The sequence below is a fragment of the Lysinibacillus sp. NPDC047702 genome (genome assembly GCF_050272555.1).
GTDB lineage: Bacteria > Bacillota > Bacilli > Bacillales_A > Planococcaceae > Lysinibacillus.
Window position 1 is genome coordinate 1 of record NZ_JBNNMG010000098.1, and the last position, 14,517, is coordinate 14,517.

At 37.4% G+C, this 14,517-nt stretch carries 18 protein-coding genes; 13 read left to right on the top strand and 5 right to left on the bottom strand.

Annotation, left to right across the window (positions count from 1 at the left end; all coding sequences use genetic code 11):
• Positions 1-165: 165 nt before the first annotated feature.
• Positions 166-1,635 carry an aminotransferase class I/II-fold pyridoxal phosphate-dependent enzyme gene (locus ACQKIM_RS26535; protein WP_427549660.1) on the bottom strand — a complete coding sequence of 490 codons (1,470 nt, stop codon included), beginning with the start codon at positions 1,633-1,635 and terminating at the stop codon, positions 166-168.
• Between the two features lie 145 nt (positions 1,636-1,780).
• On the opposite strand from ACQKIM_RS26535, the gene ACQKIM_RS26540 reads away from it, so the two are divergent.
• Positions 1,781-2,740 carry an NAD(P)H-dependent flavin oxidoreductase gene (locus ACQKIM_RS26540; RefSeq protein WP_427549663.1) on the top strand — a complete coding sequence of 320 codons (960 nt, stop codon included), beginning with the start codon at positions 1,781-1,783 and terminating at the stop codon, positions 2,738-2,740.
• 20 nt (positions 2,741-2,760) lie between these two features.
• A complete protein-coding gene (locus tag ACQKIM_RS26545; RefSeq protein WP_427549666.1) occupies positions 2,761-3,048 on the top strand; it encodes a UPF0223 family protein in 288 nt (95 codons plus the stop codon).
• Positions 3,049-3,342: 294 nt separating this feature from the next.
• On the opposite strand, the gene ACQKIM_RS26550 is transcribed toward ACQKIM_RS26545, so the two are convergent.
• Entirely contained in the window at positions 3,343-3,969 is a 627-nt protein-coding gene (locus ACQKIM_RS26550; protein ID WP_427549668.1) for a YktB family protein, read from the bottom strand.
• Positions 3,970-4,095: 126 nt separating this feature from the next.
• On the opposite strand from ACQKIM_RS26550, the gene ACQKIM_RS26555 reads away from it, so the two are divergent.
• Positions 4,096-4,293 carry a hypothetical protein gene (locus tag ACQKIM_RS26555; RefSeq protein WP_283871022.1) on the top strand — a complete coding sequence of 66 codons (198 nt, stop codon included), beginning with the start codon at positions 4,096-4,098 and terminating at the stop codon, positions 4,291-4,293.
• Positions 4,294-4,545: 252 nt separating this feature from the next.
• Positions 4,546-5,340 carry an inositol monophosphatase family protein gene (locus tag ACQKIM_RS26560; RefSeq protein ID WP_427549670.1) on the top strand — a complete coding sequence of 265 codons (795 nt, stop codon included), beginning with the start codon at positions 4,546-4,548 and terminating at the stop codon, positions 5,338-5,340.
• A gap of 52 nt (positions 5,341-5,392) precedes the next feature.
• Here the strand turns inward: ACQKIM_RS26560 and ACQKIM_RS26565 are convergent, their stop codons facing one another.
• Positions 5,393-5,578 (bottom strand): DUF5325 family protein, encoded by a 186-nt coding sequence (locus ACQKIM_RS26565; RefSeq protein ID WP_427549673.1) that lies wholly within the window; start codon positions 5,576-5,578, stop codon positions 5,393-5,395.
• 138 nt (positions 5,579-5,716) lie between these two features.
• Here ACQKIM_RS26565 and typA point away from each other — a divergent pair, with 138 nt between their 5' ends.
• The 6 genes from typA (at position 5,717) to ACQKIM_RS26595 (ending at position 11,419) form a co-directional block, all read left to right on the top strand.
• Positions 5,717-7,561, top strand: coding sequence for a translational GTPase TypA (gene typA / locus ACQKIM_RS26570; protein WP_427549676.1), 1,845 nt, complete (start codon positions 5,717-5,719; stop codon positions 7,559-7,561).
• 29 nt (positions 7,562-7,590) lie between these two features.
• Positions 7,591-7,989 carry a YlaH-like family protein gene (locus tag ACQKIM_RS26575; RefSeq protein WP_427549677.1) on the top strand — a complete coding sequence of 133 codons (399 nt, stop codon included), beginning with the start codon at positions 7,591-7,593 and terminating at the stop codon, positions 7,987-7,989.
• A 360-nt stretch (positions 7,990-8,349) separates the two neighbouring features.
• A complete protein-coding gene (locus ACQKIM_RS26580; RefSeq protein ID WP_427549680.1) occupies positions 8,350-9,342 on the top strand; it encodes an ABC transporter substrate-binding protein in 993 nt (330 codons plus the stop codon).
• Between the two features lies 1 nt (position 9,343).
• Positions 9,344-10,111, top strand: coding sequence for an ABC transporter ATP-binding protein (locus ACQKIM_RS26585; RefSeq protein WP_427549682.1), 768 nt, complete (start codon positions 9,344-9,346; stop codon positions 10,109-10,111).
• The gene (locus ACQKIM_RS26590; protein WP_427549683.1) at positions 10,104-10,898 is read left to right on the top strand and encodes an ABC transporter permease; all 795 of its coding nucleotides are present in this window, start codon (positions 10,104-10,106) and stop codon (positions 10,896-10,898) included. The genes ACQKIM_RS26585 and ACQKIM_RS26590 overlap by 8 nt, the downstream gene beginning before the upstream one ends.
• 293 nt (positions 10,899-11,191) lie before the next feature.
• Positions 11,192-11,419 (top strand): hypothetical protein, encoded by a 228-nt coding sequence (locus tag ACQKIM_RS26595; protein ID WP_427549684.1) that lies wholly within the window; start codon positions 11,192-11,194, stop codon positions 11,417-11,419.
• 388 nt (positions 11,420-11,807) lie between these two features.
• On the opposite strand, the gene ACQKIM_RS26600 is transcribed toward ACQKIM_RS26595, so the two are convergent.
• Together ACQKIM_RS26600 and ACQKIM_RS26605 are read right to left on the bottom strand one after the other, a co-directional pair.
• The gene (locus ACQKIM_RS26600; RefSeq protein ID WP_427549686.1) at positions 11,808-12,011 is read right to left on the bottom strand and encodes a YlaI family protein; all 204 of its coding nucleotides are present in this window, start codon (positions 12,009-12,011) and stop codon (positions 11,808-11,810) included.
• Between the two features lie 11 nt (positions 12,012-12,022).
• A complete protein-coding gene (locus ACQKIM_RS26605) occupies positions 12,023-12,523 on the bottom strand; it encodes a peptidyl-prolyl cis-trans isomerase (RefSeq protein WP_427549689.1) in 501 nt (166 codons plus the stop codon).
• 183 nt (positions 12,524-12,706) lie between these two features.
• On the opposite strand from ACQKIM_RS26605, the gene ACQKIM_RS26610 reads away from it, so the two are divergent.
• From ACQKIM_RS26610 to ACQKIM_RS26620, 3 genes are all read left to right on the top strand, one after another.
• Positions 12,707-12,988, top strand: coding sequence for a YlaN family protein (locus tag ACQKIM_RS26610; RefSeq protein WP_004224778.1), 282 nt, complete (start codon positions 12,707-12,709; stop codon positions 12,986-12,988).
• 60 nt (positions 12,989-13,048) lie between these two features.
• A complete protein-coding gene (locus tag ACQKIM_RS26615; RefSeq protein WP_427549692.1) occupies positions 13,049-14,227 on the top strand; it encodes an FtsW/RodA/SpoVE family cell cycle protein in 1,179 nt (392 codons plus the stop codon).
• A gap of 6 nt (positions 14,228-14,233) precedes the next feature.
• On the top strand, positions 14,234-14,517 hold a 284-nt coding region (locus tag ACQKIM_RS26620; RefSeq protein WP_427549693.1), incomplete at its 3' end, for a biotin carboxylase N-terminal domain-containing protein.

Below are 14,517 nucleotides of genomic sequence, written 5' to 3' on the forward strand. Positions count from 1 at the left end.
TCGGAACGGAGATCAACCCCTCGTTTTGAAAAAGGGCTATACTATTTAATTTGTCACCTTGATTTCATTGACATAATAGTATTTCAACAACATGAAAAACCGTATGATGCAAGGGATCATACGGTTTTTATATTAGAACTAATTGATTGTGAAAGATATTATTATTTAAATAATTGGTTTACGTTCTTTTATAACACGAATTGTTTTCAATGTTGAATCTTCAGGCCCCTGTACTGGTAGACCTGCTTCAATATTCATTTGAATATAATGAATATTTTCTTGTGTAATTATTTCCCCGGGAATAAAAATCGGAATTCCAGGAGGGTATACCATAATAAATTCTGCACAAATACAGTTATCCGCCTCTGCCAATGGAACAACCTCAGTATCTGCATAAAATGCATCACGTGGTGACATAGCAAGAGCTGGAATTTCTGGAACATTAACTACTGCTTCAGTGATAGCAGCTTCTGAATCAAATGCTTTGGACATACGATTAAGTGCGTTAATAAGAAGATTTATCTCCTTTTTCGTATCTCCCAAAGTTACTAAACATAGAATATTGTAAAGATCAGAAAGTTCTACTTCAATATTCGCATTATAACGTAACCATTCCTCAGCTCGATGCCCAGAAATACCCAAATCTTTTACACTAATTAGAAGCTTTAAAGGATCCATATCGTAGGTTGCAGATGAATGCAATTTTTCCTTTCCAGCACATTTTAAATGCGGAATTTGATTAATCCGTTTACGGGCATCCTTTGCCAAGCGTAAAGCATCATCGATTAAATCAACGCCATGAATTGCTAGCTGACGTCTAGCTGTATCAAGCGATGCCAGCAATGGATAAGATGTCGATGTTGTTGTCAGCATTGAAAAGACAGCTTGTACACGTTTTGCTGAGACAAGTCCTTCACGTACATTTAAGATTGATGTTTGTGTCATGGAGCCACCTAGCTTATGTACGCTCGTAGCAGCCATATCGGCTCCTGCTTCCATCGCTGAATACGGAAGCTCATCATGGAATTTAATGTGTACGCCATGGGCTTCATCAACAACTACTGGGATATTTCGACCATGTGCGATTTCGACAATACGTTTTAAATCAGCTGTAAAGCCATAATAAGTTGGGTTAATAACAAGAACTGCTTTTGTGTCTGGATAAGCTTTTAAAGCCTTTTCGACAGCTTCAGGTGATATTCCGTGAGAAATACCATATTCACTGTCCACTTCAGGATGAATAAAAATCGGAATTGCACCAGCGAAAACAATCGCTGACATAATTGATTTATGAACATTCCGTGGCACTAGAATCTTATCACCTGGACCGACGACGGTCAGAATCATCGTCATGATGGCGCCACTAGTACCTTGAACGGAAAAGAATGTATGATCAGCACCAAAGGCCTCAGCAGCAAGTGCTTGCGCTTCTTTAATGGCGCCTTTTGGTGAATGTAAATCGTCTAGTGGAGCAATATTAATTAAATCAATTGATAAAACGTTGTCGCCGACGAATTCTCGGAAGGCTGGATCCATACCTTGACCTTTCTTATGGCCTGGAATATGGAACTGAATCGGATGTCTGTTCCGATGTTTAAGTAATACGTCGAACAAAGGAGTCTCTAATTGTGACAACGCAGGTACCACCTCACTTTATAATATCTAAGAAAACAAATGAATTATAGCACCTTACGACATGAAAGAATAGACTTTAATTAAAAAAATAAAAGGGTTTTTTGATCATTTCGAGAAGTTAGTAACGTACGAAAGGGGAGGTACTATGAATTGGAATACACGTGTGACAGAACTTTTAAATGTGAAATACCCAATTATTCAAGGGGGTTTAGCCTATTTAGCATATGCTGATTTGGCAGCTGCAGTGTCGAATGCTGGAGGACTCGGGCAAATAACGGCTATGAGTTTACGTGATCCTGACTTATTGCGCGCAGAAATTCAGAAAGTACGAACATTAACAGATAAACCGTTTGGTGTAAACTTTGCCATTGGCATGTATGGCACTGGCTATGAGGATATGGTACGTGTGGCAGTGGAAGAAAAAGTACCTGTAGTAACAATGACTGGAGGGAATCCTGCACCTATTTTTGATATTTTGGCAGGAACCGACATTAAAAAGTTAGTGCTTGTAGCCGCACGTAGACAAGCTCAAAAAGCAGAACAACTTGGAGCAGATGCTGTGATGGTTGTTGGACAAGAGGGAGGTGGTCATCTTGGACGTGATGATGTCGGCACAATGGTCCTTGTTCCGCAAGTTGTTGACAGTGTAAATATACCGGTGATTGCTTCTGGTGGTATAGGTGATGGTCGAGGTTGGATGGCAGCTCAGGCACTTGGAGCGGAGGGTATTGAAATGGGTACACGCTTTATTGCGACTAAAGAGTGCATAGATGCATCAGAAGCTTATAAAGAGGCGTTACTGGCAAGCAGTGAGGCTGATACAACAATTATTAAACGTTCTATTGGTGCACCAGCTCGAGCATTACGCAATGATTTTACAGCGAAAATTTTAGAAATCGAGGAGAAAACGCCGACATATGAAGCTTTAAAAGATTTCATTAGTGGCGCTGCTAATAAACGTTTTATTTATGATGGTGAGGAAGACCAAGGATTTGGCTGGGCTGGTCAAGTTACAGGAATGATCCATGATATTCCAACAGTTGAGGAGCTTATCGCTCGTATGGTTGCAGAAGCTGAAAGTATCCGAGTAAAATGGGGACAATAACGTAAAGGTGGTTATGTCTAATGGAATATTCCTATCCGTTTTCAACAGATTGGTCTACAGAAGAAATTGTTGATGTTGTTCAATTCTTCGAAGGGATTGAGCAAGCATACGAGAAGGGCATTAAACGTGAAAATATGCTGGCAAAGTATCGTCGTTTTAAACAAATTGTCCCTTCACAAGCAGAAGAAAAATCTATTTTTCGTGAATTTGAAGAAGCCAGTGGCTATGTAAGTTACCCTGTCGTTAAACTAACTAAAGAAGCAATGGATGGTACTTTGATTAAAGTAGTTCCTAAACAACGTCATTAAAAAAAGTGGATGTGAGTTATTCTCACGTCCACTTTTTTATTTTTGAGCTTTACACTATATGTGTGTTAAAAAAGAGTGCTTTGCATACACTACATCAATATCATTTTTATTGAATAATGTAAAATATTACAATTATGATTTATTTATCTACAAAAAAATTCGATAAAATAGGAATAAAATCGGAAATTTTCCACAATATATAAATGTAGGTAGGCAACTTATAAATCGACATTTAACATAGTTACATCATCTGCATTATTATGTCATATGGATAAAAACATCATACATCGAATATTATTTTCCAACAATGACGTTATAGATTGGGAGCAAATGACTGAAAGTTTCTTCCGTTATTTGATTGAGTTGACTAGCTGACAGCTTGCTTGCCTGCTCTCTTGGGATATGCCGACCTACTAAAAATTCGCCTTTTTTTATATCACGCAAACGAAGGAGTAAATCATCTAGCTTGTCCTCCTTTGCCATCTGTAAAGGAGTAGCTTCTGGAGACATATGATCTCCAGACACAATAAAATCTTCAGGAAGCTGCTCTAGTGATGATTTATTCGCCATTAAACGCTGAGCCATCACATTTTTTTCGGGCGCTTCGTAAATAATAGCTAAGACGATGAATAAATGTGTGCTCCAAAGACCAATCTGAAAGTGAGGTAAGGATTTATAACCTCTTTTGTACGGAGCGAAGGCAACCCAGCTATCATTTGGAGGATTCACAGTTCTGCGTGCGTGTTTTGCAACGTGAGGATAAAATTCTTCTCCAAGATGACTGGAAAAGAAAGCAGAAAAATTTTCTCCTAGCAGTTGAAACTTTGGTCGTACAGTAGTATTTAATGCATCCATTCTCTGCTCTAAACCGTCTATATGAAAAACATTAAAGTCTTTATTCGTCCACTTTATTTTTGGCAATGGTAGTAGCTCCTTTCGATTTATAAGGTTTATTTTATTAGAAAAGTGGGAAAAAATCTTATAACAAGAACTTTCTCGAACATCCAAAATGTTCTTGTGAAAAATTAAAAAAAGGAAGTGATTTTTATGAAACCAATCGTAAAAATTATACGTAAAGTTGACATTGAAAAGCAATATGAACACATTTTACAGTTGGAATTAGATTATGAATTAGCTTCTCTCTTTGATGCTATGAATGAAAAAAATGAAGCTGAAATTGAAAAAAGTAAAAAACGTCTGACTGAAATTCAGATGGAACTTGAAAGTTTGCACGCCTATGCGTAATAAAAATTTCATACCAATTTGAAAATCACTTGCTGAATATTCCGACAGCAGGTGATTTTTATTGTTATAAAGGGTAAAATAGACTTTATATCATAATGAAAAGTTTTACGTTTTTAGCAGTACAATGTGCAGTATACACCATGCTAACATCGAGAGAAAAAGAAATCAGCATATTCTTAAATGGTGAGAACATGAAAATATGTAAAATCAGGCCAAAAGCATTGGGCTTTTTTAATCGAAGGGTGGGTTTTTATGGACATGCAACAATTGGATCAATTTGCGAAAAATATTATCTTTGAAGCGGGCAGCCGCATTAGACAAGCTTTTTCGTATAATTTGGTTATCGAAACAAAATCAGGTGCCAATGACCTTGTGACAAATATTGATCGTGAAACAGAATTATTCTTTATTGAAAAAATAAAAGCTTTTGATCCATCTCACAAAATTTTAGGGGAAGAGGGAATGGGAGAAAAAGTAGAATCCTTAGATGGCGTTGTATGGATTATTGATCCTATTGATGGCACGATGAATTTTGTTAAACAACACCGCCATTTTATGATTTCCATTGGTATATTCATAAATGGAGTAGGAAAGCTTGGTTACATATTTGACGTGATGCGTGAAGACTTATTTTATGCAATAGCTGGAGAAGGCGCTTGGTACAATGAGTCACCTTTACGAAAATTACCGTCAGTAAAAATAGAAGAATCTATCATTGGTATTAATGCACATTGGGTAGCACCGAATCGCCATATTCATCATGAAAAGGTTATTGATATGGTTCGTAAAGTACGAGGTACACGATCATATGGTTCGGCAGCTATGGAAATAGCGTTTGTTGTGAGTGGTAAGCTAGATGCTTATGTTTCTATGCGTTTATCGCCATGGGATATTGCAGGGGGTGCTATTATCGCACAGGAAGTTGGTGCTGTTGCCACAAATTTACACGGGGAAGGCTTTGATTTCCTTCATCAGGATACTTTTATTATTGCTAATCCTTCCATACACAAAGAATTATTAGAAAAATATATTGTACCTTATGAATAATAAAGGAGCCGTCTTTTTTAGACAGGCTCCTTCTTTGTAACATAAATGTCTATTAAAGTAATCCTTGCTCACGCAATTTGCGTTTCATTTTAAAGGCTGTCATAAAAATGACACAAGTAGCCAAAATGCCTGCTAAAATACCAAATCCACTTTCAGCAGCCACAGAATATCCGATAGAACACATTGCTAAAACAGCTGCTAATGCATAAATGGCCATTACGAATTTTGCACGATTCATAGCCGAGCCTCCTATATTAAAAATTTGTAATTCAAATATATTTTTTAGAATGATGAAAATTCTAATAAGGACATTTCTATCCCTCTTGTGCTATAATATCACAGTTAAACATTCGAAAAAAGAATATGGAGTGGAATAATGACAAACTTACGTCAAGATCTTCGCAATATCGCAATAATCGCCCACGTTGACCATGGTAAAACTACCTTAGTTGACCAATTATTAAAACAATCTGGTACATTCCGTTCAAACGAACATGTTGAAGAACGTGCAATGGACTCTAATGATATTGAACGCGAACGTGGTATTACAATTTTAGCAAAAAATACTGCGGTAAACTATAACGGAACTCGTATCAACATCCTTGATACGCCTGGACACGCTGACTTCGGTGGTGAGGTAGAACGTATTTTAAAAATGGTTGATGGTGTTTTACTAGTTGTCGATGCGTATGAGGGTTGTATGCCGCAAACACGCTTCGTGCTAAAAAAAGCATTAGAGCAAAAGTTAACACCAATTGTTGTTGTTAACAAAGTAGACAAAGACTCTGCTCGTCCACTTGAAGTAGTAGATGAAGTATTAGAGCTATTTATTGAGCTGGGTGCAGATGATGATCAATTAGACTTCCCAGTTGTTTATGCTTCAGGTGTCAATGGTACAGCTTCACTTGATTCTAATCCAGCAAATCAAGAGGAAAATATGCAATGCCTATTTGAAAAGGTTATTGAATCTATTCCAGCACCAGTGGATAACTCTGAGGAACCATTACAATTCCAAGTAGCTTTACTTGACTATAATGACTATGTAGGACGTATCGGTATTGGGCGTGTATTCCGCGGGACAATCGAAGTAGGTCAACAAGTAGCGTTAATGAAATTAGATGGTACAGTAAAGCAATTCCGTGTAACTAAACTTTTTGGTTTCTTTGGCTTAAAACGTGAAGAAATTCAGTCAGCAAAAGCTGGAGATTTAATTGCTGTATCAGGTATGGAAGACATCAATGTTGGTGAAACGGTATGTCCTGTAGAACATCAAGAGGCATTAACACCATTACGTATTGATGAACCAACATTACAAATGACTTTCTTAGTCAACAACTCGCCATTTGCAGGGCGCGAAGGTAAATGGGTAACAGCTCGTAAAGTAGAGGAGCGTTTACGTTCACAGCTTCAAACAGATGTATCTTTACGTGTTGAAGATACGGATTCGCCAGATGCATGGACAGTTTCAGGTCGTGGTGAACTTCATTTATCAATCCTGATTGAAAATATGCGTCGTGAGGGCTTCGAGTTACAAGTTTCAAAACCACAAGTAATTATTCGTGAAATTGATGGTGTGAAATGTGAGCCATTTGAACGCGTCCAAATCGATGTACCAGAAGAAAATGTGGGTTCAGTTATTGAGTCTATCGGTACACGTAAAGGTGAAATGTTAGATATGGTGAACAATGGCAATGGTCAAGTTCGTTTAACGTTCCTTGTACCTGCGCGTGGTTTAATAGGTTATACAACTGAATTTATGTCAATGACAAAAGGTTTTGGTATCATCAATCATACATTCGATTGTTATCAAGCTTCCATTCCAGGTCGCATTGGCGGACGCCATCAGGGTGTTTTAGTATCTATGGAAACTGGTAAATCGACAACTTATGGTATGATGCAAGTAGAGGACCGTGGTACACTATTTGTAGAGCCAGGTACTGAAATTTATGAAGGTATGATTGTTGGTGAAAATACACGTGATAATGATATCACTGTAAACATTACAAAAATGAAGCAAAAAACGAATGTTCGTTCTGCGACAAAAGATGCAACAAACGTTATTAAAAAGCCGCGTTTATTAACACTAGAAGAAGCGTTAGAATTCTTAAATGATGATGAGTACCTAGAAATTACACCAGAGACTATTCGCCTTCGTAAGCAAATTCTAGATAAAAATGAACGTGAAAGAATAGCGAAAAAACTTAAAAACGTTGAACAATAATTTTTTGCTTCCATGAAAGGAAGAGGGTCTTGGATATTAAGTCCGCTTTAATGGGGGAACTGAATGTTATTCAAGTAGCTGCACAGGTAAATGCAAAGGAAACAGAAGATGCCTATAAAAAAATGGCTGGAATTACACGTTTTTTATATGAGAATATGCCTAACTATGATATTGCTGGCTATGTTCTATTTTTCCTTGTGTTTCTACTTTCAGCAATTGTCTATAAATTAGGCTTTGCAAAGAAATTAAAACGATCACAAAATATTATTATTTATGTTTTCCTGTTTTTAGGTTGTGTTCTGTTAACATTTTTTGCTTTATATCTTCCAATGGTTGAAGGGCTTATTGTAGCGGCATTAATTTTAATTGTCTATAAAACACGTATGTGGCGTGAAAAAAGAGATGAGCAACAAGCTACAAATCAGTGAAATAACTATATTTGAGAAACAGTCTTAGCGTTGAATAGCTAAGGCTGTTTTCTTTTTTAGTGAGAGAAAAAATGAAGGATAAAATTGTCAAAACATCGGAGAGGAAGTACCATCTCAATATTTGGTGTAGAACAGTTTTAACTTCTTTCAGCTGAAGTCTCCCACCTCTATAGGTGGTGAGATGAATGCGAATTTAAGCTTCTTTTCAGCGGATGTCACGGAATCGACTTTGTGTTAACACAAAGTCGATTTCGGACGCAATTATGCCGAGGCATAATTGATAAGATAGGCACCGAAACCTTCTAAGGTGAATAAGTTAATGTCGATAGGCTTATTTTCAACAAACAAGGAGGAAAAGGAATGCGGTGGTTTAAAAGAGGTATGTTTTTAAGTGTAATTGCTGTACTTCTCCTTTCTTTGACAGCGTGTAATAAACATGAGCTTGAAAAAGTCAAAGTTGGAGAGGTGACGCGCTCAATTTTCTATGCACCACAGTACGTTGCTCTTGAAAAGGGATTCTTTGAAGATGAAGGACTTTCCGTGGAGCTACAGACAATAGCTGGTGGGGATAAAACAATGACAGCATTACTGTCAGATGGAATTGATATTGCTCTAGTTGGATCAGAGACCTCTATTTATGTGACACTTCAGGGCGCAAACGACCCAATTCAAAATTTTGCACAGCTCACTCAAACAGATGGTACATTTTTAGTTGCACGGGATAAGATAGATAATTTTTCTTGGGATCAATTAAAAGGCTCCACATTTTTAGGCCAACGTAAGGGTGGAATGCCGCAAATGGCAGGAGAATTTGTATTGAAAAAACATGGCATAGATCCAACTCAAGACTTAACACTTATTCAAAACATTGACTTTGCAAATATTTCTACGGCTTTTGCTTCTGGAACTGGAGATTTTGTACAACTATTTGAACCGACTGCAAGTGTGTTTGAAAAAGAAGGGAAAGGCTATATTGTTGCTTCATTTGGTACAGAATCTGGCCATTTACCTTATACCTCGTTTATGGCAAAAAGCAGTTATTTAAACGATGATGCGAAGACAGTACAAGGCTTTACAAATGCATTGAAACGAGCACAGGATTTTGTACAAAAAGAGAGTGCTGCTGAAGTGGCTAAAATTATTCAGCCATACTTTGAAAATGTGGATATAGCTTTAATTGAAACAGTGGTAGAGCGTTATAAATCTCAGGGCTCTTATGCGACAGATCCTATACTGGAGAAGGGGGAATGGGATAACTTGCAAAAGATTATGGAGGAAGCAGGTGAACTTCCTCAACGAGTGGATTATGAAAAACTTGTGAATACAACTTTTGCGAAAAAGGCTGCTGAGTAATATGGAATTTTTAAACCTAGAAAATATTCACCATAGCTATTTTTCGAGTACACAGGCAAAGGATGTATTATGTGATATTAATTTAGGCATTCGTGAAGGCGAGTTTGTCTCATTTATTGGACCGAGTGGTTGTGGGAAAACAACTTTATTGTCCATCATAGCAGGCTTGTTTCCACCTACAGTAGGCAAGGTATATATTGATGGTGAGGAAATATCGACACAAAATCAATCACTTATTGGTTATATGCTTCAGCAAGATTATTTATTTCCATGGAAAAATATTGAGGACAATATTACGATTGGCTTGAAGATTATGGAGCGTAGCTATAAAACTCATAAAGTAACCGCAAATGCATTGTTGCGAGAAGTGGGGCTAGCGAATGTCGGCAACAATTACCCGCGAGAGCTGTCCGGTGGTATGCGGCAACGTGTTGCATTAGCCAGAACGTTGGCAGTAAATCCTAAGATTTTACTGCTAGATGAACCGTTTTCGGCACTTGATTATCAGTCGAAGCTAAAGCTTGAGGATTTGGTTGTTGAAACGTTAAAGGCCTATCAAAAAACAGCAGTTCTTGTCACTCATGATATTGGTGAGGCAATTGCGATGAGTGAACGGGTATTTCTTTTCTCAGCAAATCCAGGTACATTACACAGAGTTTTTGAAATACCTGAAGCATTACAACAGCTATCACCTTTTGATGTGCGACAACATCCAGCATATTCAGATGTATTCCAAGATATTTGGAAGGAGCTGGAGAGCCTTGGATAATACACCTTTTAAACAGTATCAACAAATGTTAAAAAAGGAAAAACGTTTTGTTCGACTTTATCAGCTCATCATCTTACTCATTTTTTTTGGTGGATGGGAGCTTCTTTCTAGATTTGAATGGATTGATCGGTTAATTTTTAGCTCACCAACACATGTATGGCAAACCTTTATTGGAAAAGTAAGTGATGGTTCGTTAACATTGCATGTGGGCGTCACGTTGATGGAGACGATTATTGGTTTTGTTGCTGGTACTTTACTAGGTACATTAATAGCTATTATTTTGTGGTGGTCCCCTATGTTATCGAAGGTATTGGATCCCTATTTAGTGATTTTAAATGCTATGCCAAAGGTTGCACTGGGACCTATTTTAATTGTTGCACTAGGACCAGGGTATTTTTCGATAATTGCAATGGGTGCATTAATTTCGATTATTATTACAACCATTGTTGTTTATACAGCCTTTAAAGGGGTAGATCCGAACTATAGTAAAGTATTACAAACTTTTAGGGCTACAAGGTGGCAGATATTTAAAGAAGTCATACTACCAGCCTCTTTCCCAACGATTATTTCAACTTTAAAGGTAAACGTAGGATTATCATGGGTAGGGGTTATTGTGGGTGAATTTTTAGTTGCCTCAAAAGGTCTTGGTTATTTAATTATCTATGGCTTCCAAGTATTTAATTTTAATTTAGTTCTGATGTCATTGCTCATCATTGCCTTTTTTGCGACAATTATGTATCAAGTGGTCGAGTTGATTGAGAAGATGGTTATAAAGAATAAGGTATAAGGTGAAGCGGCTCCTAATTCGAATTAAAAGAATGAAAGCGAGATTTATCTCAGTGTTGTGGGATGCCTCGCTTTTATTGTTATGGGAAATTATTATTGCATGATGTCTATGATATTTCAAACCATTAATCAATAAACAAAAAACATTCCGAGAATACTCATATCTCGGAATGTTTTCGTTGTTGAAATACTATTATGTCAATGAAATCAAGGTGACAAATCAAAAAGTATAGCCCTTTTTCAAAACGAGAGGTTGATCTCCGTTCCGACTGAGCGCTTTCCTGGGGGCGTCCGATGAGCCGCTTCACTCGCTTTGCTCGCTCCAGGGTCTCATCTGTGACGCTGAATCCCCGAGGAGTCACTCAGTCTACACTCCAATCAACCATTGCTCATAGTATTTTCTTGTGGCATTTCACACAAATTTATAGTGATAAATTTGAAGTCTTAGCCATCACTATATTGTGCAAAAATGGAGCTTTGATAACATTTTTCTATGCGAAAGCAGAGCAGTACTTTATGTAAAGTTACAAAGTAGTTTTATGCATAAAATGTAGGTTAATAGCTGTAGAATTGTACCAATATTTTATTCATTTAATGTTGGTGAGTAACATGCTTTTACTTTACTTTTGAGGGAAGAATATATTTAAAGTTCTATACTATTGCTGATTGGAGTGCAAGGCTACTCGACTCCCGTGGGATAGCGAGACAGACGAGACCCTGCACGGAGCGTTAGCGCAGGAAGCGGCTCGTCGCTCGCCCACTGGAAAGCGAGTAGCCTGGAACGGAAATCACCTTCATATTGACTAAATATTTACAAAGAGTCCCTTGACTATTTAATTTTTCAACACTATGAAAACATTCCGAGAATACTCATATCTCGGAATGTTTTCGTTTTTATAACAATATTTATTTAAAAATCTTTATCCATTTGTGGTGAAGTACGATAAAAGCGGAAATTTCCAGTTTCTATTCGTGCGAGCGTATTGTCTTTAATACGATCATGACATGTGTCACACATATACGTATGAATTGGTCGATTGCGTAATTTTTTTGCTAATGGTAAATCATCGTCTAAATTGCTAATTGTATCGCAAATGACACATTTTACACGCATTGCATTCCCTCCTATTCAACACGAATGGCTGATACATTTTTGATAGGGTTGTCTACATTCGATCCATCTTTAAAGAGCACATGGACAGGACCATCTTCTAGAAGAGGTTTGCCGTCCTGGCTATATTTTAAAATAAGCGTTTGTGCCTCCGCAATTGAGAACGGATATTCTTTGCCATCTTCACACTCAATAACAATTGTTGTCGCTTCAGGCTTCATTTCAGCATTTTTCAAGAAGGGGCTTAATTCGATACCGAAAGTACCTGTCTCCATCCCTTTACGATCAAATTTGCGCTCAGATTTTAATGTTGGAGGGAAAGTTGCTCCTTCCATTATTTCACGTGACCAATGAGCACCAACCTCACGCATATATTTAATATCCTTATCTTCCTCCACTTCTTGTGATGTGAAGTATGTTTTTAAATCTAATTTACGATCATCGAAAATCCAAACTGTAGGATCTAATGTTAGTTGAAATGAAACTGCACCCTTGATAGGAATTATTGTTTCCATAATAGAAATCCTCCTTAAATCTTGTATATCCATGAAATAGTATAACGCTAATGACTAGAGATAATAAAGAAATATAATTTGAATTCGCTATTTTTCCAACGAAGACACTTGCAATTTTAACGACTAAAAGATAAACTTTATTAAGATAGAATCGAAGAAATATCAGATAATGGGGGCGTCCTCATGGATACGAAATCACAAACTTCTTTTCAGGAGAAGGCTTTGGAGCTTTTAGTTGCTGATGCAGACAAAATTGCTCGCCTTATTCGAGTACAAATGGATCATCTAACAATGCCACAATGCCCTTTATATGAAGAAGTATTAGATACACAAATGTTCGGCCTTTCACGTGAAATTGACTTTGCTGTGAAGCTTGGACTGATTGAGCGCGAAAAAGGCAAAGAAATTCTCGATTCACTCGAGAAAGAGCTTTCTGTACTACATGACGCGTATACAGACAAATAAAAAGAAAAAACTCAAACGCAATCTGCGATTTGAGTTTTTTTTCTAGAACGAGGTTTTCCAATGAAACAATACTTAAAACGTTATGCACAAAATTTTGATTATCCATTATTTTTTACGGTCCTATTGCTAAGCTTATTTGGTTTGGTAATGATTTATAGTTCAAGTATGATGGTGGCAATTCGGAAGGAATATGCCCCAGATCACTATTATCACAAGCAAGTAATCAATTTAATTGTAGCTTTTCTTGGGTTTTTAGTAGCAGCATTTTTCCCGTATAAGCATTATGCGAATAAAAAAGTTATGTTGTTATTGACGGCTGTGCTAGTTGTCCTTTTTACTTGGGTAAAAGTTGCTGGTAATGATGAAGTAGGAATAGGGGCAAAAAGTTGGATTCATGTCCCTGGTTTTGGTAACTTTCAACCTTCTGAATATGCGAAGCTATTTATCATTTTATATTTTGCTGCTGCTTTTTATCGGAAAGCGCAAAAGCATACGTTTGAAAAGCTACAACCAACAGAAATATTTTATCCAATTTTCCTCTGGATTCTTGTTGTTGCTGGTGTAGCATTTGAAACCGACTTGGGAGCAAGTATTATTCTGTGTGGAATTGCTGTTTGTGTTGTAGCAGTGAGTGGCATTCCTTTTAAAACGTTTTGGAAGTTTTTTGGGGTATTAGGCGCTTTTGGAGGCGTCATCTTTGGTATACTAATGCTGTTTAAAGGGGATATGTTAACGGATAATCGTATGGGCCGTATTAAATCATTCATAAACCCGTTTGAGTATGAAAATGGTAGTGGTCATCAAGTTGTTAACAGTTATTATGCCATTGGCGGAGGCGGCTTAGAAGGAAGGGGACTAGGTCAGTCCATTCAAAAATTGGGATATTTACCAGAACCACAAACAGATTTTATTATGGCGATTATTATGGAAGAATTAGGTATTTGGGGAGTGCTAGTCGTCTTAGGTGGTCTAGGATTTATTATATATAAAGGATTTTCAATTGCTTTGCGTACGAAAGATCCACTGGCACGTATGATTGCGGCTGGTATTGCAAGCTGGATTGGTTTTCAATCGTTTATCAATCTTGGGGGTGTAACTGGGTTAATCCCGTTAACCGGTGTAACGCTGCCTTTTATTAGCTATGGCGGGACATCTATAATAATACTATCTTTAGCTATGGGAATATTGATTAATGTTTCTATGTTTGAAAAGGTAGAAAGGAAAAAATCACAATCATAAAGGGGGATATCAATGGAGTCAATCAACAAAATTCTCGTAGCCAATCGGGGAGAAATTGCGATTCGTATTTTCCGTGCCTGCACGGAGCTTCATATCCAAACAGTAGCCATCTATTCACGAGAGGATAGTGGCGCCTTTCATCGCTTTAAAGCAGATGAGGCCTATTTAGTAGGGGCGGGTAAAAAGCCGATTGAAGCTTATTTAGATATTGAGGGCATTATCGCGATTGCGAAAGATGCGGGCGTGGATGCCATTCATCCAGGGTATGGTTTTTTATCAGAAAACGTAGA

What these genes read in the sequence shown, in the direction of transcription:
- ACQKIM_RS26560 (WP_427549670.1), top strand. Translation starts at nt 4,546, where the DNA reads ATGGACATGCAACAATTGGATCAATTTGCGAAAAATATTATCTTTGAA.
- ACQKIM_RS26580 (WP_427549680.1), top strand. Translation starts at nt 8,350, where the DNA reads ATGCGGTGGTTTAAAAGAGGTATGTTTTTAAGTGTAATTGCTGTACTT.
- ACQKIM_RS26565 (WP_427549673.1), bottom strand. Translation starts at nt 5,578, where the DNA reads ATGAATCGTGCAAAATTCGTAATGGCCATTTATGCATTAGCAGCTGTT.
- ACQKIM_RS26540 (WP_427549663.1), top strand. Translation starts at nt 1,781, where the DNA reads ATGAATTGGAATACACGTGTGACAGAACTTTTAAATGTGAAATACCCA.
- ACQKIM_RS26600 (WP_427549686.1), bottom strand. Translation starts at nt 12,011, where the DNA reads ATGCGTGTAAAATGTGTCATTTGCGATACAATTAGCAATTTAGACGAT.
- ACQKIM_RS26610 (WP_004224778.1), top strand. Translation starts at nt 12,707, where the DNA reads ATGGATACGAAATCACAAACTTCTTTTCAGGAGAAGGCTTTGGAGCTT.
- typA (WP_427549676.1), top strand. Translation starts at nt 5,717, where the DNA reads ATGACAAACTTACGTCAAGATCTTCGCAATATCGCAATAATCGCCCAC.
- ACQKIM_RS26555 (WP_283871022.1), top strand. Translation starts at nt 4,096, where the DNA reads ATGAAACCAATCGTAAAAATTATACGTAAAGTTGACATTGAAAAGCAA.
- ACQKIM_RS26545 (WP_427549666.1), top strand. Translation starts at nt 2,761, where the DNA reads ATGGAATATTCCTATCCGTTTTCAACAGATTGGTCTACAGAAGAAATT.
- ACQKIM_RS26615 (WP_427549692.1), top strand. Translation starts at nt 13,049, where the DNA reads ATGAAACAATACTTAAAACGTTATGCACAAAATTTTGATTATCCATTA.
- ACQKIM_RS26605 (WP_427549689.1), bottom strand. Translation starts at nt 12,523, where the DNA reads ATGGAAACAATAATTCCTATCAAGGGTGCAGTTTCATTTCAACTAACA.
- ACQKIM_RS26585 (WP_427549682.1), top strand. Translation starts at nt 9,344, where the DNA reads ATGGAATTTTTAAACCTAGAAAATATTCACCATAGCTATTTTTCGAGT.
- ACQKIM_RS26595 (WP_427549684.1), top strand. Translation starts at nt 11,192, where the DNA reads ATGAGCCGCTTCACTCGCTTTGCTCGCTCCAGGGTCTCATCTGTGACG.